Origin of the sequence: Fibrobacter sp. UWH6 (assembly GCF_900142465.1) — a bacterium.
GTDB lineage: Bacteria > Fibrobacterota > Fibrobacteria > Fibrobacterales > Fibrobacteraceae > Fibrobacter.
In genome coordinates this window covers 1-19,613 of sequence record NZ_FRAX01000031.1, presented here as the reverse complement: position 1 = coordinate 19,613, position 19,613 = coordinate 1, and the positions used below count along the sequence as shown (strand labels likewise).

Annotated in this window: 15 protein-coding genes and 2 pseudogenes; 10 read left to right on the top strand and 7 right to left on the bottom strand. The window is 47.2% G+C overall.

Annotated features, from left to right (window positions below):
* The first annotated feature begins 424 nt into the window (after window positions 1-424).
* The 8 genes from BUB73_RS16050 to BUB73_RS16015 all read left to right on the top strand — a co-directional run bounded on the left by BUB73_RS16050 (window position 425) and on the right by BUB73_RS16015 (window position 8,406).
* Window positions 425-2,311 carry an alpha-amylase/4-alpha-glucanotransferase domain-containing protein gene (locus tag BUB73_RS16050; protein ID WP_083538387.1) on the top strand — a complete coding sequence of 629 codons (1,887 nt, stop codon included), beginning with the start codon at window positions 425-427 and terminating at the stop codon, window positions 2,309-2,311.
* A gap of 2 nt (window positions 2,312-2,313) precedes the next feature.
* A complete protein-coding gene (locus BUB73_RS16045) occupies window positions 2,314-3,003 on the top strand; it encodes a hypothetical protein (RefSeq protein ID WP_073160230.1) in 690 nt (229 codons plus the stop codon).
* 7 nt (window positions 3,004-3,010) lie between these two features.
* Window positions 3,011-3,697 carry a lytic transglycosylase domain-containing protein gene (locus tag BUB73_RS16040; protein ID WP_083539832.1) on the top strand — a complete coding sequence of 229 codons (687 nt, stop codon included), beginning with the start codon at window positions 3,011-3,013 and terminating at the stop codon, window positions 3,695-3,697.
* Window positions 3,698-3,853: 156 nt separating this feature from the next.
* Window positions 3,854-5,173, top strand: a complete 1,320-nt coding sequence (locus BUB73_RS16035; RefSeq protein ID WP_249269474.1) for a TolC family protein — start codon at window positions 3,854-3,856, stop codon at window positions 5,171-5,173.
* A gap of 8 nt (window positions 5,174-5,181) precedes the next feature.
* Window positions 5,182-5,763: an MlaC/ttg2D family ABC transporter substrate-binding protein gene (locus BUB73_RS16030; protein WP_073160234.1), complete on the top strand. Its 582-nt coding sequence runs from the start codon at window positions 5,182-5,184 to the stop codon at window positions 5,761-5,763.
* 5 nt (window positions 5,764-5,768) lie between these two features.
* Window positions 5,769-6,878, top strand: coding sequence for a hypothetical protein (locus BUB73_RS16025; protein ID WP_139259252.1), 1,110 nt, complete (start codon window positions 5,769-5,771; stop codon window positions 6,876-6,878).
* Window positions 6,878-7,609: a pseudouridine synthase gene (locus BUB73_RS16020; RefSeq protein WP_083539831.1), complete on the top strand. Its 732-nt coding sequence runs from the start codon at window positions 6,878-6,880 to the stop codon at window positions 7,607-7,609. The genes BUB73_RS16025 and BUB73_RS16020 overlap by 1 nt, the downstream gene beginning before the upstream one ends.
* A 2-nt stretch (window positions 7,610-7,611) precedes the next feature.
* Window positions 7,612-8,406 (top strand): hypothetical protein, encoded by a 795-nt coding sequence (locus tag BUB73_RS16015; protein WP_073287380.1) that lies wholly within the window; start codon window positions 7,612-7,614, stop codon window positions 8,404-8,406.
* 86 nt (window positions 8,407-8,492) lie between these two features.
* Here the strand turns inward: BUB73_RS16015 and BUB73_RS16010 are convergent, their stop codons facing one another.
* A complete protein-coding gene (locus BUB73_RS16010; RefSeq protein WP_073160238.1) occupies window positions 8,493-8,867 on the bottom strand; it encodes an HU family DNA-binding protein in 375 nt (124 codons plus the stop codon).
* 105 nt (window positions 8,868-8,972) lie between these two features.
* On the opposite strand from BUB73_RS16010, the gene BUB73_RS16005 reads away from it, so the two are divergent.
* A complete protein-coding gene (locus BUB73_RS16005; RefSeq protein ID WP_073287377.1) occupies window positions 8,973-10,142 on the top strand; it encodes a tRNA dihydrouridine synthase in 1,170 nt (389 codons plus the stop codon).
* Window positions 10,143-10,299: 157 nt separating this feature from the next.
* On the opposite strand, the pseudogene BUB73_RS18075 reads toward BUB73_RS16005, so the two are convergent.
* Window positions 10,300-10,568 (bottom strand): annotated as a pseudogene (locus BUB73_RS18075) (ATP-binding protein); the annotation flags it as partial.
* Window positions 10,546-10,770: a RhuM family protein gene (rhuM, locus tag BUB73_RS16000; protein ID WP_349292381.1), complete on the bottom strand. Its 225-nt coding sequence runs from the start codon at window positions 10,768-10,770 to the stop codon at window positions 10,546-10,548. The pseudogene BUB73_RS18075 and the gene rhuM (BUB73_RS16000), both read right to left, overlap by 23 nt.
* 311 nt (window positions 10,771-11,081) lie before the next feature.
* Here rhuM (BUB73_RS16000) and BUB73_RS15995 point away from each other — a divergent pair, with 311 nt between their 5' ends.
* Entirely contained in the window at window positions 11,082-11,645 is a 564-nt protein-coding gene (locus BUB73_RS15995; RefSeq protein ID WP_175547673.1) for a hypothetical protein, read from the top strand.
* Between the two features lie 369 nt (window positions 11,646-12,014).
* On the opposite strand, the gene BUB73_RS15990 is transcribed toward BUB73_RS15995, so the two are convergent.
* From BUB73_RS15990 to rhuM (BUB73_RS15970), 4 genes and pseudogenes are all read right to left on the bottom strand, one after another.
* Window positions 12,015-14,024 (bottom strand): glycoside hydrolase family 5 protein, encoded by a 2,010-nt coding sequence (locus BUB73_RS15990; protein WP_073287371.1) that lies wholly within the window; start codon window positions 14,022-14,024, stop codon window positions 12,015-12,017.
* A 735-nt stretch (window positions 14,025-14,759) separates the two neighbouring features.
* Entirely contained in the window at window positions 14,760-14,999 is a 240-nt protein-coding gene (locus BUB73_RS15980; RefSeq protein ID WP_073238781.1) for an AAA family ATPase, read from the bottom strand.
* A 175-nt stretch (window positions 15,000-15,174) separates the two neighbouring features.
* Complete coding sequence (locus BUB73_RS15975; protein WP_073287366.1) at window positions 15,175-17,205, bottom strand: glycoside hydrolase family 43 protein; 2,031 nt, start codon at window positions 17,203-17,205, stop codon at window positions 15,175-15,177.
* An 813-nt stretch (window positions 17,206-18,018) separates the two neighbouring features.
* Window positions 18,019-18,863: pseudogene (gene rhuM / locus BUB73_RS15970) on the bottom strand (RhuM family protein).
* Window positions 18,864-19,613: the final 750 nt, after the last annotated feature.

Sequence of the window (19,613 nt, the reverse complement as noted above, 5' to 3'; positions counted from 1 at the left end):
GAACACGGAAGTCAAGCCTCCTATCGCCGATGGTACCTGGCCTACGGGTCCGGGAGAGTAGGTCGCCGCTGGATTCACGGGCCCCCCGAGGAAAAACCTCGGGGGGCCCTTTCTTGTTTATGTCCATCGCCGTCGCGCCGGGGCGTCGACGCGGGCATCGCCCGCCGTACATGGGCGTGGCATCGGCCCACCGCACCTGCCGTCGCCAGGCGCATGCCATGAGCTGTCGCAGGAGGCTTACCGGGAAAGGCGTACCCTGCCGGCGGCCTTTCCGCCTGTCCCCAGGCTTGCGGGGCCTGCCCGACGAATCATCCCCTCAAAAGAATACCTTAAAAAAATTTCTTTGAGCCCTCGCCAGGGGGCTCTTGTTTTTTTCCAAGGGACTTCCACCTGGGAATGGTGATTGTGGTGTTCGAGCGAGCTTATGGCGTACGATTTTGCTATCCTTTATCTTATGAAACCGTCTCTGTCTATAGTATTGCAGCTGCCTCCGTCGACCGCTTACGCAAAGCTTGATGCTGTTGCGGAAAACTTGTTGTCTGGTATGAGCAAGGTGCTTGAATCTGGCAAGTTCCGTTTTTCGATTTTTATGGATGGACCTACGCTTGAGGCTGCAGGACGTGTTGCCAGGCCTTTGATGTTCGGTAAATTCCGCAGGGCTGTTGAAGAGGGATGTCTTGAATTTTTGGGTGGCGGTTTCCATGATGCGATGCTGCCCCTGTTCCCTACGGAATTGCAATCGATGCAGCTTCAGAAGCAGGCGGAGTTGCTCTGGAAATATTTTTCCATTGAGCCGACCGGATACTTTAACTCGTCCATGGTTTGGGAAATGGACATGACGGAACTTCTGGAAAAGCATCGGTTTGAATATGCCCTTGTGCAGGAGTCCGCCCTTCAGGATGCTCTTGGACGTACGACTCCGGTTTCTGGCTGGTACTCGGTAGAGGACAAGGGGTCCTTCTTGCGGGTGGTTCCTGTTTCGGAGGTTATCACCAATGCGATTCAGAATGACGATTACCGCTGGCTGGAATTGGCGGAACCTTATTGCCGTGGTGGCAAGACTGCCGTTGTGTTACTGGATGTTCCTCCTATGCCGGGCGACATCGTGCCGTTCTTTGAAAGGCTGCTGGATTTTGTAGAGACTAATGATCTGCAGACCAAGACTGTTTCTAGTTTGGTCAACGACCAGAGTACGGAAGGTCGTCTGAGTTCCCTGCTTTCTGCGGGTAGAAAGATTGGTTTGCCTGCAGCAGCTAAGACTTGCCGCGAGCTTCTGATCCGTCGCCCCGAGGTGAATCTGCTGCACAAGTGCCTGCTATCCTTGTATAGGCGTGCGGTTGGAAACCTGAAGGATAAGGCGAAGCAGGATTTTTTGGAAATGTTGTTGCCGCTGATGTCTCCGATTTATTATCGAGATATGCAGGATTGTGAAGGTATGCGTTCACCCCTGGTTCGCTGGTGGGGGGCCAGGTTCCTGATGCAGGCGGCAAACCGCTTGTCAGAGCTGGTTTCCTTTGATGGAATCAGGCTGGAAGTGGCTGACTTTATGTTGGAAGGTCGTAAGCAGATTTGGGCTGAGAACCATTCCTACTCGTTTATGCTTGATTATTTCGGTGGCGGTTTTCTTAGAATTCTGAATGGAAAGAATTCAGAAAACAGTCTGCTAGGTTCTTGGCGAGATGATGGTGAAGCTGCCGTGGGTTTTATGGACTTCATGATTCCCAATGTGGAATTGAGTGCGGCCAAGCTTGATCAGATTCTTGAATATCGTGAGGGTGCTTTGCGAGAACCCTACGATTATCAGGTGAAGCGTCATGAGGGGGGTACGGATATTCTCCTTTTGGGGGAACAGCATTTCTCGTTCAGCGAACAGATGGGAGTCCTTCTTGTGGAGAAGTTCTATGAACTTTCTTCTGAAGGGTCTGATTTTGATCTTCGTTTTAAACTTACGAATGCGGCCTTCTCCTTGGCCAAGGGATTCTTTGGCTCCCTTCTTGAAACAGGACTTCTTGCATGTAATGGCCGACGTCAAATTCTTGTGAATGGCAGCGCCATTGCTTTTGATTTTAGTTCTCCGTTGGTTTACCCAGAAGCCAAGGTTATTGAAATCCTTGACAAGGTGACTACCAGTCGCATTAGACTTGAGTTCGAGACTCCGGCTTCGTTGCTGGTGTCTCCGATGTTTGGTGCTTCGTCGTCTGCGGCGCCGGAAGCCTTGCAGGGCATTCGACTGTTCCCCTTCTGGAAGGTCGAGCTGGAATCCAATGCCGAAAAGAACCTGAACATGACCGTTCGATTTTCTAAGAGGTAACCGTGAAGTCTGACTTGATTGACATCCAGGTGGAATCTAGCGGCGATGATGTGGAAATCACACTTTCCGGCTCTCTGGGTTTTTCCCAGTTTTCTGCCGTGAAGGAAAAGCTGGCCATGCTTGTTGAAGGGCCTGGTTGCTTCTACTTTCTGAATTTGCAGAATTGTCATTTTACCAGTGAGCGGTATCTTGACTTCTTTCTTGACTTGTTGAATCGCGTAAAGGCCCGCAAGTCTTCCCTGATTCTTATTTTCGACAAGAACGAACTATTCCAGTATTTTTCCAGGTATCAGAACATTTTCGAGATTTATGAAAATCGTCGTGCCTACAAGAAGTCTGGAACCAAGAAACAGCTTCAGCAGATTGGCCTTTATTATGGTTTGCGTTCCGGTATTACGCTCAGTCCTGGTGTGGCTATAGCCTTTTTGACCTTGATTCTTGGTTGGATTGTTACTTTGTTCATTGTCGTATCGACGCAGGGGCGAGACTTGGCTGATAAGCAAGCCCAGATTATTGCCTTGCAGAACCAGAAAGATCGCTACATCCGCGAAATAGATAAACTGGAATCAACGATTGGTCCTTTGCGTAAGCTTGGGGTGATGCAAGATACCACAAGGCTCAGTTCCTTTGGCTTGATTCAGGACTGGGTCGGTTACCTGGAGTATCTGGAAAATACCCGCCGCGAGGAATAGGCTTCCTATGAAGACCAGTGTTCGTTTTCCTGCGTGGTTATTGGGCTTGGCGCTAATCCTATGGTTTGGCGCTTTGGGTCTTTTCGTGTCTAGGTGGTTTACCCAGCAGCGTGCGTTATCTGAAATTGCTGCACAGGAAATAGAATTACGAAATGATCTAGATAGGCTGTCTACCTGGGGAAAATGGACTATTGATTTTATAAAGATAGACAAGGCTTTGGCTTACCTCTCGAAGGACCGTCTAACAGAAGAACAACGTGCTCTCCTGTCGGAACAGATTTGGCAGATTTCCAGGTCCTATGCCACGGATCCCTTGCTGATTTTGGCGGTGGTGGCCCAGGAGAGTCACGGCAATCCCAATGCCCGCGGTAGAATGCAGTCGGGAAAGTTTTCTGGTGCCTTAGGTTTAATGCAGATCAAGCTGGAGACCGCCAAGAAAATGGGGGATCGTTTTGGCTTGCCTATTGAAAAGGAAGAGGACCTGCTCAGACCGGAAATCAACGTGACTGTCGGTACTGCCTATTTGATGCGCCTTATTGCAAAATATGGAAACTGGAAGGATGCCCTGATTGCTTACAACCTTGGACATTCCGCTGTGGATAAAATGCTGGAAAAGGGAACTTCCTTGCCCACACGTTATTATGAACATGTTGTTTCAAAGTATAGAAACTTGACCCAACTTTCATTCTTGTAAGAATTTGCGAACTCCGTTCGCATTTATTACGGCTCAATCATGGCAAATCGCATAAATGCGATTGCCGTGATCTTCGCCTTTTTGTAAATTTGGTCCATGTTTTGTTTTGGGAAGAAATTCCAAATTTTAGCCACGCTATTTTGTGCGGTTGGAGTCATGGCTGGAGAGGTCCGGTATGACTTGTCTCGCTTTGTAGAAGAGGGCTTGAATTCCGATCCCCAGCTGGCAGAAACAAGGTTTGGTGCCCAGTCAAAACAAGACAAGATTGCTCAGTTGAAGGCCGAGGCTATTTTGCCCACTTTCTATGTGGGTATGATGGTCGGTCCGGCTCCTGGTCTTCGTGATGAAATCGATAATGGCGACACGACCGAGGTCTATGATTTTTCCAAGATGGGGCCTTATTGGGGCGTGCAGGCTCGATTTGTGCAGCCTTTGAATCTGGGACAGTATCGTGCAGGCAAGGCTGCCCTTGAAGCAGACCTGGAACAGAAAAATTTTGAAATTGAACATCAGGTCCACAAGAAAGATGTGGAACTGCAGACTTACTATTACAACTACCTGCTTGCCAAGGAAATGATTCGCATTGCCGCTGATGCCCAGAAGCAGGTGGATAATGCCTACGAGAAGATGGAAGAGGCGCTGGATGATGATGACCCCAGTGTTTCCCAGATGGATTTGTTGAATCTCAAGGCGAAAATGCATACCGTGAAGGAAGGTGTTTCTGAAGCCAACCTGGGTATGAAACGCGTGTTGCTGGCAATTCGTTTTGCGTTGAACATGCGTGACGAAGACACTTTTGCTTCGGAGGATTCTGTCTTGACTCCCCGTAGTGAACGTCTGCCTTCCCTGGAAGAGGTTCGCGATATCACCTTCCGTAACCATCCGGAATTGAAACAGCTGAACGCTGGTCTTAGGGCTCGTAGACTTCAGATGGATCTGGCAGAAGCTAAACTGGCTCCCGAATTTTTCGTGATGGGCGAAGTGGAATATGTAAAGAGCTGGGCTGGTAACCGTAGCATTATGCAGAAGGATGCCTTCTCTGAAGACGCGGTGAACAAGTTGACTGGTGCAGTTGGTTTTGGTCTCCGTTATAACTTGAATTTCTGGAAGAACTGGGAAAAATTCAGGGCTGCGAAGACGGATTATCGTGGCTTGCAACTGAAGGAAGGCTATGCCGCCAATGGTTTGATCGCCAAGGCTGAAGAACAGTATTATATCGTGCAGTCCGCCAAGGAAAAGATGGATGCCATGAAGGAAAGTCTTCGCGCTTCGGAAGCTATCTTGAAGGGTGCGGCCATGCAGTATGACTTGGATAAGTCTAAAACGGGCGACCTGGTTTCTGCATACACCCAGAATGTGTCTATGCAGAAGGACTATTATTTTGCGGTTTGCAAGTACAATGTGGAATTTGCTCAGCTGATCTCCAAGATGGGATTGTCGCTGAAGGACTTCCAGTCGAATTTAATAAAAAAGTGAGGAAGAACATGTTCAAGAAAATGTTAATTGCTATTGCCTGTGCAAGCCTGTTTGCTTTTGCAGCCGAAGATCCCGTCGCTTCTATCCAGAAGAAGGATGCCGAACTGCAGGCCTTGATCAAGAAGTCTAATCGTAGCGCCAAGGAAACTGAACGCGTTAAGTCCTTGCTGAACGAATCCTTTGACTTCGAATTGCTGGCCAAGAAGTCCCTGTCTTCTAGCGACTGGAAGGCTCAGGATGAAGCCTCCCAGAAAAAGTTCGTCGAAGAATTCCAGCGCATGGTCAAGAACTCCAGCGCCAAGCGCCTTGAAGTTTACCGCGCCGACTCTACCGTTTATGAACCGGCCAAGCTGAAGAAGAACGGCGAAGAAGCTTCTGTTGTTGCTCACCTCTGGAACAAGGGCAAGGAATCTGTTCTTGAATACAAGATGAGCCAGGTGAACGGTAACTGGAAGGCCTGGGATCTGGTCATTGACGACCTTTCTACAGCTCGCAACTATAAGGAACAGTTCGGTCAGATTCTTAAGACCAAGAGCTTTGCTGAACTGATTGAAGTCATCTCCAAGAAAGCCGACGAGGCGGAGAAGTAAGCCTGTTGCAGTGGCTTACGCCATGGACTGTTATCGGCGCGGTACTTTGTGTACTGGCGTTGGTTGTCTTATTTTTCCCGTTCATTTTTAAGATTGATTTCGAGGCTGGGCTGAAAGGATTTGAGGCCCGGTTTTCCATATTCAAGAAACAGTTCTATAAGTACGAAAAGAAGTTTTCGGAAGACGAGACCGCTGACGAAAAATATTCCGTAGGGGATTTTGATAGTCGCCCGGATAACGAGGAGGCGGTGGTTCCCACTTATGTGCCGCCTAAGAAAAAGGTGGAAGAACCGAAAATTGAATCGCGCCCTCCGGAACCTGCCAAGGAAAAATTGGAAGCCCCGAAAGTTGTGGAAACTCCTGTAGTCGACGAAGCTACAGAATCTGCTGAAAACGTCACGGAAATCGCTGCGGAACCTACTGAGGCTCCCGCTGAAGTCGCTGCGGAATTTGAAAAGGTTGAACCTCTCGTAGAAGAAGTAAAAACTGAAGAACCTAAAAAGGTTGAAAATTCTAAAAAATTCGAAGAATCGGTAAAAGTCAAAACGTCCGAAGAACCGGAATCTTCTGGAAAGGTGGACGTATCTGAGAAAACCGAAAAAACAGAAAAACCTGAAAACGCGATAAAGCTCGAAAAAAACGAAGAACCAGAAAAACCAGAAAAGCGTTCTTTGACAGATACGGAATTCTGGACGATTCTTTTGACGCCGGAGTTTGACGAAACTGCATTCTGGGCTTTGAAGAAATGGTTCTTCTGCTTGCTGCGCCTGTTCCGCATCCGTTTTGTGGATTGTTTTGTGGAAGGTTTCCGCGGCGAGGTGATGCACATGGGTTATGGTGCAGCCCTGAACGGATTTCTGAAGGGTTACCCGTACATTGGCGACTGGGATTTCAGAATGGACTGGACTCACGATCATGAACTGCGCTCTGCCGGTCAGGTTCGGGCCAGCATCAATCTGTGCCGCGTTATAGGACTTTTAATCGCAACGCTGTTTTATGGTGGCATCATTGCCTATAAGTTCTGGCGTCGCCGAGCTTACGTGTTGAAGACAAATGAATTGCCTGAACTGGGCTGGATTAGAAATAAAATTGTTAAGATGATGGCGGAGGAATAATGCCTGCTTTGACTTTGGAACGCCTGGTGGCGTCAATTGGTTTCGGCTCCCGCAAGGAAGCCCGCGCTCTTATCCGCGCCGGTATGGTGGAAATGGATGGCGAAGTGGTGGACGATCCCTTCGTGGAATTCAAGACCCGCCCCGAGACGATCGTTGTGAATGGAGAAGAAATTCCCACGGTTGAAAAATTGTACATCATGATGGACAAGCCTCTTGATGTGGAATGCAGCCACAATGCCCGCGACCATCAGTCTATCTACAGCTTGCTTCCGGATCGCTTTACCGCCATGGGCCTGCAGTCTGTGGGCCGCCTGGACGCGGATTCCTCTGGTTTGATTTTACTCTCTAACCAGGGTGATTTCATTCATAAGGTGGAAAGCCCCAAGAAAGGCTACCTGAAAAAATATCGCGTGACTTTGGCCCGTGAATTTACCGCCGAACAGAAGGCAGAACTTCTGAAGGGCGTGATGCTGAAGGATGAACGTCGCCCGGTTCTTGCCCGTGAACTTTCCGAAGAACGTATTGTGATTGACGGCGAAGAAAAGGATACGGTTGTCATTTCCATCGGTGAAGGCCTGTACCATCAGGTGCGCCGCATGTTTGCCGCCGTGGGCAACCATGTGATGACCCTTTCCCGCGAGGCCATCGGCCCTGTCACCATGGACGGTTCCTTGGGCAGCGGCGGCTGGCGATTTATGACTGAAGAAGAAGTTACTTCTTTGACGAAGTAATCATGTCTAAATTGGGAGTAAAGAGAGGATTCATTCCAGCATGTATTATGCTGGTTGTGGTTCTTGTGGTTACCGGATGTAGCCCTATTATGAGGCCGCCTTCTCCTGCGGCGTTTATGGAAAGTTACGAAAGAGGTAATTCTACCATAAATATGAACCTTTCACTTTATGGTGGAGAACTGCTTAGAGATTCTTCCGTAACGGACGAAGAAGCCTATGATGAATGGGTTTTCGATGTTACAGGATCCGCATTTTATAACAGGGGCTTTTTTAGCTGTGGACTAGGTTGGCAAACCTCTACACTCTTTGCTCAACTAGGTTTTGTGTCTCCCTATGTGGGAGTGATGGGATGGAGTTCCATTTTCTTTTCGGGGATTTCAGCAGGCGGCATGCTTGTTCAACAAATCCCTATTGGGGAATCATTGAAGCTGGGCTTTTCGGAACATTTTTCAAGAAATGGGGTGGAATATGATTATGAGGTTCCTGCCGAAGGTTTTATGATACCAACTATTCCCGAACCTCGACCAAAGTTTTATAAAGAGGTTGGGGGAGGCTTTTTTGTAACGTACAATGGCTGGGTAACTTTTGAATTTCGTTATGGAAGAGATTTGGATTATCACAGAAATCGCTTTGCAGTTACATTTAGCATGTTTACAGACGCAAAAATAATGAAAGATAATTCTGAAAAAATGAAACGTGAGCAGGAACTGCAAATCCAAGAGGAAAACGAGCGCGAATTGAGAAGAAAGAAACGAGAACAAGAATCTCTGGAAGCTTTCGAAAACATGCAGGACTAAAAATAAAAGCCTCGGTTATAAAACCGGGGCTTTCATTTCTCTCTCTAAAAACTAAATTTGGTTCGTTAGAAATTTGGTTCGCTTGATTAGGCTTCGTCTTCGGTGGACTTGACGGCGATCATCACGTCCTTGTCTTCGGATTCCAGCTTTGCGTTCACGCCTTCCACAATGGCTTCCAGGGAATTGATCTTATCCTTGATGTCATTGCTGAACTTGAAGGAGGGAACCATGCGTTCCTCGATCATGACGGTTTCGCCGGTGCGGGGATTGCGAGCCGGACGAGACTTGCGAGGCTTGCAGCTGAAAGTACCGAAACCGCGGATTTCGATGGTATTGCCTTCGATCAGCTTTTCGCCCACCAGGTCGAGGAACTGTTCGATGACGGTCTTAATATCGTTGCGCACAAATCCAGTGGACTTGGCGATTTCTTGAATCAGAGTTTGTTTAGTAATATTAGGCACGACGTAAATATAGGTTTATCAATGAGTTAGGCTAGGTGTCCTGATGAAATTAAATATTTTTTCTGGGCTGATACTGCGAACTTTTTGTGGATAATTGTGATTAGAATGTTGAAAGATGTTGAAAATTTAAAACCAGCTGTTAAGTCCTTTAAACTCCGTGAATTAGAGGTGTTTCCCAATACCATTTTGAGCCCCATGGACGGGGTGACAGATGCCCCTTTTAGGCGTTTATGCCGTGTTTTGTCGGGAAATCGCATGGGATTGTTGGTATCTGAGTTCGTACCCACCAATGCCGACGAGATTTTTAGCCTTACGGGCCATAAACAGCTGAAATTCTACCCCGAGGAAAAGCCGTTCGGTATCCAGATTTTTGGCTGTTATCCCGATAAGATGGCCGCTGCGGCCCAAAAAATCGCAGATGGGCTCCATCCTGACTATATAGAGGTGAATGCGGGCTGCCCGGCCCCCAAGGTGGCGGGAAAGGGTAGCGGATCCGGTTTGCTTAGGGATTTGCCCCGTCTGCAGGAAATTTTGCACGATACCCGTAAGGCCCTGGATACATGTCAGGTGAATGTACCTCTAACCTTGAAGTGCCGCATTGGTTGGGATGACGATTCCATCAACGTCATGGAAACTTTGAAAATCGCGGAAGGGGAGGGCGTGGAACTTCTGGTGGTTCACGGCCGTACTCGCCTGCAGGGCTACAACGGTCTGGCCAATTGGGACTGGATCGGGAAGGTGGCCGCCGCCGCAAAGATTCCCGTGGTTGGCAATGGCGATGTGAATAGTGTGGAATGTGCCCTGGAACGCATCAATACCTATGGCGTGTCCGGCGTAAGCATTGGCAGGGGCGCCATGCACAACCCCTGGATTTTCGGGCAAATCGCCGACGCTTGGGAAGGTAAGCCTGCCCATATTATTACCGCTGAAGAGGCCCTGGACGTGTTCTCCATCTACTACAAGTTCCTGGAAGAAGAAGGCCGCACGGAAATGGGCGCCATGGGCCGTTTAAAGCAACTGGCCGCACGACTTTGCAAGGGATTTGTGGATGGCTCCGAAGGTTGCGCGGACGAACCGCAGACTGGTACGTCGGCCGCCATGGAAGTCCGTCAGACTTTGCTCACTGCCCAGACTCCCGAGGAATTTTTCGAACGCAAGGAAAAGCTGAAAAGTGGCATCGCCAAGAGCCTGCGCTACGAACCCAACCGCCTGGTGAATCTGAACGGCGCCAAGGATAACACCCTGGTTTTCGGGAATCGCTACGAGAATCGATAGGTGGTCGGTGGCTCCCTTGAGAACTGGTCAAAATTTTTGACCAGTTTGTCTTTCTTACACAACGAGGCTATTCTCGTCCAGCAAAAAGTCGAAAACGTTCAAGAATACGATACCGTCTTGATTCTGGTGTTTCTTTATAGGGTCCAGCAAGTGCATCGCGGATTTTAAGTTCGTTATAAACTACGTTTTCCATCAAGTGGGGTTCTTCAATTTGCCTAAAGTTCAATCGTGCATTTCGGAGTCCCGCATCGGTAAAGTAAAACTTCATGGGGGTTCCGATGTAGCTTGCTTGACGTTCTTGAATGTGTCGGACAACTTTTGGGGGGTGGTCAGACTGCCAATATTTGAAGTTAGAACGTCCAGAAGTTCCGAAAGTTCATCCTTTGAACGAATATCGTTCCGTTCAAGAATATCGCCGACGTTTGTCATCTAGCGCAAATCCCTTGACGATGTACTCCTTGAGAATTTGGCTAGCACATTTGCTGAACTGCGTTGCCCTCGAGGAATTTATTCGATAGCCTACGGAAATGATTGCGTCTAGGTTGTATTCTTCCAGTTCACCTTCCTCAAAGATGTTCTTTAGGTGTTTGCTAATTGCAGGGACACCAACTTCAAATAGCTCTGCCATGGCTTTTTGCGTAAGCCACAAAGTTTCGTTTTCAAGCTTCACCTCAAGATGCGATGACCCGTCATCGGAAACATAGATTACTATTTCGCCTTTCTTATCAGTGGTATTCATTCAATTCTCCGTGACACTGTATACTTTCCGTGTTTATGACCATCCGCAGTCAAACCGCAGTCAAGCAGGGTCAGTTCAAGCGTAAATTCTCCCAAAATCGCCTAAATGTAAACTTGGGACAACATTTGGGTAGGATTTAAACATTGTGGGTATACAGTGTCCAGTAAAAAAAAGTGGTTTTTACAAGCCCTTGTTTTTGCATGACAAATCCACCTCGTCGGAAAAAATTATCTTTCCACCCGATGAGACTGATTGTACTTACTTTATGCCTCTTGGCTGCGACCTGTTTCGCTCAAAGTGAAACGACGCCAATTGCAGAAGTAGATTCCGCTGCATACTACGAAAAGGTGTATGAGTACAATCATCAGAAATTTCGCACAGATGAATCCGTTTCGGACGTTCTTTTTTGGACGAGCGTTGGCTTGAGTGCCGTTGCTCCGATTTCGGCCATGATGTTGGGGGCATGGTCGATGGGTTGCAATGTGAACGAGGATAATGATTGCGAATGGTCCGCACTGGAATGGGGGCTAGCGACGCCGCTTTTTCTCTTTCTTCCGTCGTGGACGGCTTACGGCGTTTTCTCCTTGGCGAAAATTCATCGTCATAACAAATATAACCAGTACTACAAAAAACGTGAGGATTATATAAAGCGTAAACAACTTGAGAAAAACGGAGCTGAAGAACAGTTGCTGTCCATACAGGTGTTGCCCTTGGCGGATCCTGTGAAACAACGCTACGGAGCGTTGATTGCTCTGGGCTTTTAGTCAGGACATTTTTATGAATGCGGTTCCTGGCCAGGCTGTGTCAAGCCAAGTTGTATTGCTGAGAAAAGATTGTTTAGTTGCTATTAGAAAGCTGCGGCGCCAAAGCCGGTTTCAGCCAAAAAATTGCGCTTCTACAGTAAAAATGCTGTTTTGAAGGGGGCTTACAAAATCCAGAAAGTTTGCTAGCAAGTCCCGACCATACGTTTCGGCTTGACACAGCCAAAAGAAAAAACTTTTGAAATTTTTCAAAGCGCAATGTATTCCGATGTTTTTTTCGCAACAAAATTTTTGATTTGTAGAAATGATAATGAAAAAAAGTCCGGTCAAGTGACCGGACCTTTTTTCCCAAACACCCGGGGTGTATAATAATTACTTCAGGATTACCTTCTGACTGTAAACCTGGCTGCCCTGCTTGATCATGAGGATTGCAGGACCGCGGGTTTCTGCCTTCAGCTGAATGCTGTTGCTGCCAGCCTTTGCGTTGATGTTTTGAGTAGCAATCATCTGACCTAGTCCGTTTATAAGAAACGCCTTGGCCGAACCTGGTTCGTTTCCTATAAAGATTGCGTTTATGAGTCCCTGCTGGATATCAATGGAACGCAGGCCCACTCTAGTAAAGTCTGTGTTTGCAGGCGTTGTAATTCTTGTTTCGCCGTCATTGATGGTAGAGGGAGCAAGGCCGCCTACGGCAATGCCTTCGCACTTCAGTTCCTTATTGTCATTGAAGTCCAAGAACGTTACCTTGGTACCGTCCTTTTTCCACAGGATGATGTTGTCCAGTTCCAGGGAGGCATCCACATTTACGCCTTGAACATTGATGCCGATGGTTACCACTTTGGAAATGTCTTCAAAATCCATGCCTGGTTCCGAGGATCCGTCAAATGCAATCTTGATATTCTGCCATTCGCCTGTAAAGTCATTAAAGTCCCCAAGGCTCACCTGGTTCCATTTCCAATCCGCGGACATGTTGAACAGGGTTACTCCAGACCATGAACTGCTGGATCCCTTGAACTTGATGTCAAAGGACATGGCTGTATATTGGCTCCAGTCCTGGGCGGCAAAGCCGTAGCTAAGAGTTCCTGTTTCTGCGGTGTCGCTTTGGGCTTTGTAAATCACCTTCATTTCACGATCGCTATTATCCAAGCTCTTTTCTACAAGGGCGTCGATGGAGTTGCCTTCGAACTTGGGCAAACCATAAGCGGCACGCATGGCGTTCAGACTTTCATAATCCAGGATGCCGCGGTTCTTGTTTCTGCGGATGATGGTCATGTTGCCGTTGCCTTCGTCACCGGTATCCCAGATGCAGGGCACGAAGCCGTACTTCTTGGAAAGTTCTGCAATTCTGCCGTAATAGTCGGCGCGAGACTTCAGATGCAGTCGAAGGTCTTCACCTTTCAATTCAAGACGCTTGATAACGCCGAATTCACCGATGACCATAGGAATGTCCTTGAAATCTTCTCCTAGCATGGCGAAGACGGAATCCACGTATTCGGGGCTGGCGTAGGCGCCTTTCTTAACATTGTGAGCGACATCTGTGGTGGAGTAGTTGCCTTCGCCCCAGTAACGCACGGTGTTGCCCCAGTCAGCATCCTGTTCCATCAAGGCGAACGTATAGGGATAGAAGTGGAATTCTCCCATCATGTAGTCGGTGCCGGCAGAGTCTGCGGGAAAGTTTCCCTTCAGGTAATTGTGGGCCTTGTTCTCGTCGGTGTCGGGTGCCTGCACGATGATGGTGCGTGTAGCGTTGTTGCCGCCGGAACTGCGGACAGCCTTGATCATGGTCTCGTGATAGGCTTTCAGTGTGTTGGCGTTGTCCTGTTTCAGTCCGTCGCCACTTTCGCCGGGCTCGTTGGTGCTGGCGAACAGCAGGTGTTCATCGTAATCCTTGAACTTGTTGGCAATCTGCTCCCAGTAGGATTTCTGGCGGGCATTGATCTTTTCGTCTACAGTGGGGCCGATGTGGTCTTCCAGCCAGCCGTTATCCCAGTGGATGTTGAGGATGGCATACATGTCTCGCTTGACTACGTAATCTACCACGGTCTTTACGGAATCCAGCCAGGCGGCATTAATGGTGTTCTCGTCACCGTCAGGAGTATAAAGTGTCCAGTTGGAGTCTACGGCGATGGCGTTGGAATGGCTGTACCAGGCGCAGGGAATGCGGACCGTGTTGAAACCTGCGGACTTGACGGAATCGATTAGCTCCTGGGTGGGAAAATCGTTTCCCCAGGCGGATGGGTTCATGGGAACTTCCAGCGTGTTTCCGATGTTGTAACCCATTCCCATTTTTGCGAAGACTTCTTTTGCTGTGGGAAGTGCATTGGCTGAACTAAATAGTAGACCCATGCAGCAGGGAATGCTGAAAATTCTTTTGAAATTCATCGGAAGGTCCTCTGTTTTTTGCCTTTCCATAAACTATTCTAAAAAAAGAAAGGCTATGTTCTTTCAAAGTGTATACCTAATATAACTAAGTAAAATATCACACCCTTTTACTTACTGAGATTTACCTATCTAAAAACTGTATCTTAGATACTTGGTCTAACCTAATTTTTTGTTGGTTTAGACCATTTTTTAGTATTTTAGGCTTTGGCGCCGAAGCTAATAAACTGTACTATTTTGGCGATTTTACAGCAGAAATGCAGTTTCCAATGGGTTTACGAAATGAACCTTTTATGCTAGCCCTGACCAAAAGTACGTTTCGGCTTGACACAGCCATTTTGCAGATTATGTCAAGCCATTTTGTATGGCTGCGTTTTTACTATATAATTGTAATGCGACTGTGCCAAACAGTGCAAAAACAGCGTAATTTCGACAATTTATGCTCTTTTGTGTACTTTAGCCTGACAAACCATTTGATGAAAATGGGCAATAGGGGTGCTGAAAAATTTTGAGTGACACCTACTGACATGCAGGATTATCTATATTCCCTGTGTACATAAAGAGTTTTGCTCTTGTCCACGTTTGAAACTTCGACACTTTCATTACCAAAGGACAAGACGAACGCTCACGCTTGCTGCTCGGCTATGTCGGGTGGCATCGTTTTGCTACATGCATATTTTATAGATCTGCCTGTACGCAAACGACTCTTTTGGGTGCATCTTGCACCAGCTGCCGTTTTTACGGCACGCTTTTGGGGCGTGGGTTGTTTGCGTTTATTTGTTCAGGGCAGTCGAAGGCCTGCTTTGCGATGGGATTCTTTACGAAGTTCACTTCTACGAAATGCTTGTAGAACTTGCCTGCGAATTCGCGGACAGCCGTAGTTTTGCCGACCTGGCGGGCGCCTGTAAGCGGCAGTGCCTTTTCATGACCCGACTTTAGCCAGTTTTCTAGGACCTTCGTTAGCTTTCTTTTTAACATTTTACAACTTTTTGCAATGTTTTTTAATGATGTTTTGCAACTTTTTGCTTTGCTTTGACATCAGTCCACGATGGCTTGAACGAAGAGAAAGCCAGCGTCATTTAGGCGCTGGCAGTAATAACCCCTTAAGGGGTGGTTTGTGATTCTACCAGAATCTGTAGGAAATTTTGAGCAACTAGTTCGCGAACTGCCAGGTATCGAACTGCACATCACCCTTGATTATCAAGTAGACGGTGTGAACGCCGCTTGTGATGCCACTGCACTTTGCTTCCAGTTCCTGCCAGTCGCTTGCAGAACTGTTGACTGTGGCAACGTTTGCACCATCACGTTTATCAAGACGGAGAATTACAGAACCCTTGCCCTTCACCAAAGCCTTCAGAGTTTTTGCACTGCTGAAATTTACATTACGAACTTCGATGATGCCTTCTGTAGGTGCGGGGCCGTCCTTGCTGGGAGTGCCGATTGTAGCCACCATGTGGCCCGGTTCCTCTGTCTGCACGTAGCGAATGCCCAAGGTAGCCGCAGCTGTTGATGCCTGCTGCACAATATAGGGGTCAAGATTCTTGATCGCCTTTACGCCCTTGTAAGTCGGCTTAGCTTCCTTGATGACAACCTTTGCTTCGTCCACCTCGATTTCGTCAACCAAGATGCTGCGGAAACCGCCATGGGAACCGATGGAAGCCTCAAGAATTGCCGCCTGATAGAACAGATACCACTTGTCCTGATACTTATGGAGATGGGTGTGGTTGTTGCCGTAGGTCATGCCATTTTCACCCATGTTCTTGAAGTAGTTTCCGCCGTAGGTCCAGGAATCGGGATTCAGCGGCTCGGTGCTGGTAAAGTAATTCATGCTGCAGGCTGTTGGCGCCTCGCCACCCCAATCCCAGGGCTTATGATCTTCCCAGTCGTTGTTGAAGGTGTACACGTACTTGCCGTTAATATAATTGAGCTCATTAGCCTCGAAATGGAACGGGGACGGAAGCTTGACCGGATCCCCATCGAGAGAGTGCAGATCTGGTTTGAGCTTGGCGATCCAGCCTTGACCATTACCAAATGAAAGCCATCCATCGCCATTGTCGTCAATTACAGCACCTGGGTCAAATATGGAGCCGCTGCCCTTTACAACGGGATGGTCGCCATCGATAAGGCTCTTGCTCAAAGGAGATGTCCACGGGCCTACCGGAGACTTTGCCTGGATAACACCGGTGCCAAAACCGCTGTTGGAGAAATAGAGGGAGAAGAGGGTGCTGCCATCGGCCTGTTCCTTGCTGATGATGCTTGGTGCCCATGAAGCCATAATCCAGGGAGCCACCTCGCCGACAGGAATCAACCCGTGGTAAGTCCAGTTGACCATATCGTCGGTGGACATCATTACCAAAGTCTTGATCTTCTCGTAAGTATTGCTGACGCCTTCTTCGTACTGCTGATGGTCATTGGTTCCATACACATAGAGGCGTCCCTTGTATTCAATGGCGGTCGGGTCTGCGCAGTACTGGAAATCCAGAATAGGGTTGCCATTGCCCACGCCCAGTTTTGGGGACTTCACTGGCATCTTGCTTACAGTGCCGTCAGAGTCCTTTGCGCGGATAATGATTTTACCGAAATTAATGGTCGCTGCATCACTAGGTGTGTTGGGGCTTACGACCAGTGCCAAGCTAACGAGAGTTTTGCCCGGTTCAAAGGTCAATGCAAAATTTTTTGCACCGCTAGAGATTCTTTCCGTTGTCTTGGTTTCGTCGCTGTAGGTTGCGATTACGTCAATATTGTCGTATTCGACGGCCTTGGTAAAAGCTATCTCAACCTTGGTGAAAACGTCCGTGTCCAGGTCGTGAATATCCCAATAGTTGTTGGCGTATTGCTTGTAGGTAAAGCTGTTGTTGTCGGCATCCTTTTCTCCGCCGCCGCCAAACCAGTCCACGATGATATCTTCAATAGTGAGAGCGATATCGTACTTTGCTACCGCATCCTCATTGTTTATGCCATCATCCTTGTCGAGAGGGTCGCTAGGCTGTTCCTGAGAGACGCTGTCCTTAGGCTGAATAGGATTGAGGGAATCCTTGGGCTGTTCCGGGTTGAGTGTATCCTCGGGAAGTTCCAGAGAGGGGTCGTCATCAAGGTTCTTGTTTACGGATTCATCGTCTCCGCAAGACATTACCATGGACGAAACGGACACAAGCGTTGCCGCAAGAAAGATTTTCTTATTCATATTCGCACCCAATGTTTCAATAATCACCTCTTATGAAAATACGCTAAATCCATAGGTTGTGAAAATATGGAGGGCGGATCCTCAAGTATTTCGTTGAGAATTTCTAACCACTTCACAACAATGAAAAAAAAACGGAATCTTACACAATATATGCGGAAATGTTCCCTAAAAGCAAGATGATCAAAAAAGCCCTTGATGAAGAGGTTCTTTGATTCTTAACTTCAAAGAAATGATAGCCTCCTATCTTGTGTTACAATTGATTAAGACCCGTTTAAACCCCCCGAATTCAATGGGTTTAACGTGATTTTAGAACGCGTCAAGAATTTGTTAATATAACGGAAATCAGTAACATTGCGATAAATCTTCATAAAGTTGTCAAATTCGACCACTTTAAAATATGGCGAATTCGACATATTTATGAATGCAATATCTTTATAGTTTCCATTAATAGGGGTCGAATTCGACCCCTTTAAAACTTTAGTTGTTCTTTTTCCCGGACGCCTGCGACACCATTTCCAGCAGTTGCTGCTTTGAAACAAAATTCAGCACGGAGAATGCGGTCAGTTTTTTCCCGACTCGGGCTGATACACGATGATTTCGTTTTTCTCTTCCATATTTATTCCTTTGTGTTACAAGCTGGATATAAAAACACAAATTTAATGCACAAATGTTCTAGTGAACAAAATGCAATCGATTTTATTAACTCTGTCAAGCTAAAGCACTCATTTGTGTAGAGCTAGCATAAACTCAGCCATTTATCACCCCTTCCAAAACTGTTTATTGGCAGCATAAACGCAATAAACTCGCTGTATTCTAAAATTTCTTCTTGACTCTACTTTTGCGAGCCGCATTTGAGGACTTGCTTTCAATTTGCTTGATCGTTTCAAGGTAAGCCTTTTCTACAGGGCTTAGTGTATTGACTTGGTATTTGCGATATTCTTCAAGGGCTTTGTCTACAGCCTGCTTGTGAGTTACTTTTCCTGAATTATTCAAGACGCATTTCCCGGCGGCTGAGATTACTTGGTCTAGCTGTTGCACGTAATCATGCATGTACATGAGGCGATGCTCAAGAGCAGCAACTTCCGCGATATCAAAATATGCACTCACTAAATTGTTGAGAATTTTCAGTTCATTTTCGTTGAGATAATTTTTTGCGATGATCACATCGGCTCGAACAGGTAACTCTCCACTAAAAGATTTCAATCCCATGAACGGCTTTTCACTATCGACACGATTATAAATCACTTCTGCGGCAGTATTTCCATGGGCCGCAAAATGAAACTTATTCTGAACCATCTTGAAGAAGGCGATGCTTTCTGCACTTGTCGGGTTGTAATCTGCGCTGGTCGCGTAAAGATCAAGAACCTGCCTGTACATGACTTTTAGAAAGCGGTTTCTCTAGTTTGCGTTTTACCGTCAATTGCTCCATGCAGAGTGGTTGTTTCCATTTTGGAAATAACCATAGATTCTTCCAGTTCTCCTTCCTCAAAGATGTTCTTTAGGTGCTTGCTAATTGCAGGAACGCCAACTTCAAATAGCTCAGCCATGGCTTTTTGCGTAAGCCACAAAGTTTCGTTTTCAAGTTTCACTTCAAGATGCGAGGAACCGTCATCGGAAACATAGATTACTATTTCGCCTTTCTTGTCAGTGGTATTCATTCAAACCTCCGTACTGCACAAAAATACACTAAAACAAAAACTCTGTCAAGCCAGTGTACACGGTCGGGGTGAGATTGTGTTCCCATTGTTTTCTTGCTGAATAATAACAGCAAGGTCGGATTAGGATATGTCAAGCCATTTCGTAAAAAATAGGCAATAGGGGCACCGAAAAAATTTGAGTGACACCTACTGACATGCTGGATTATCTATATTCACCGTGTACATAAAGAGTTTTGCTCTTGTTCCTCACCCGAAACTTCGACAATTTCTGAACAGGGAATAAGGCGACGCTCACGCTTGCTATTGGGCTTTGCTTAATGGCATCGTTTTGCTACATGCATATTTAATAGATCTGCCTGTGCGCAATGCGACCCTTTTGGTGCTTTATGCACTAGCTGCCGTTTTTACGGCACGCTTTTGGGGCGTGGGTTGTTTGCGTTTATTTGTTCAAGGCAGTCGAAGGCCACAGGTGAGTAAGCGCATTCAACCTCACGCCTTTTTTCATTGATATCGTGTGGAAGTTTCGCAACAAGAGTGACTCTTGCTGGGTTTGCTCTTATTCGCACCTGAAACTTCGACACTTTCTGAACACGAAATAAGACAAACGTTCGTTGACCTATGGTTACATAGGCCATGCTGTACCCTGGGCGTACTATATCCATTCGGTGCCCGGGGAATTCGTGCGTGTATCCACACGTGCGTTTGCGAGCGTTTTCTTTGCTTGTTTTGACATCGCAGTTTCTTGCTCCC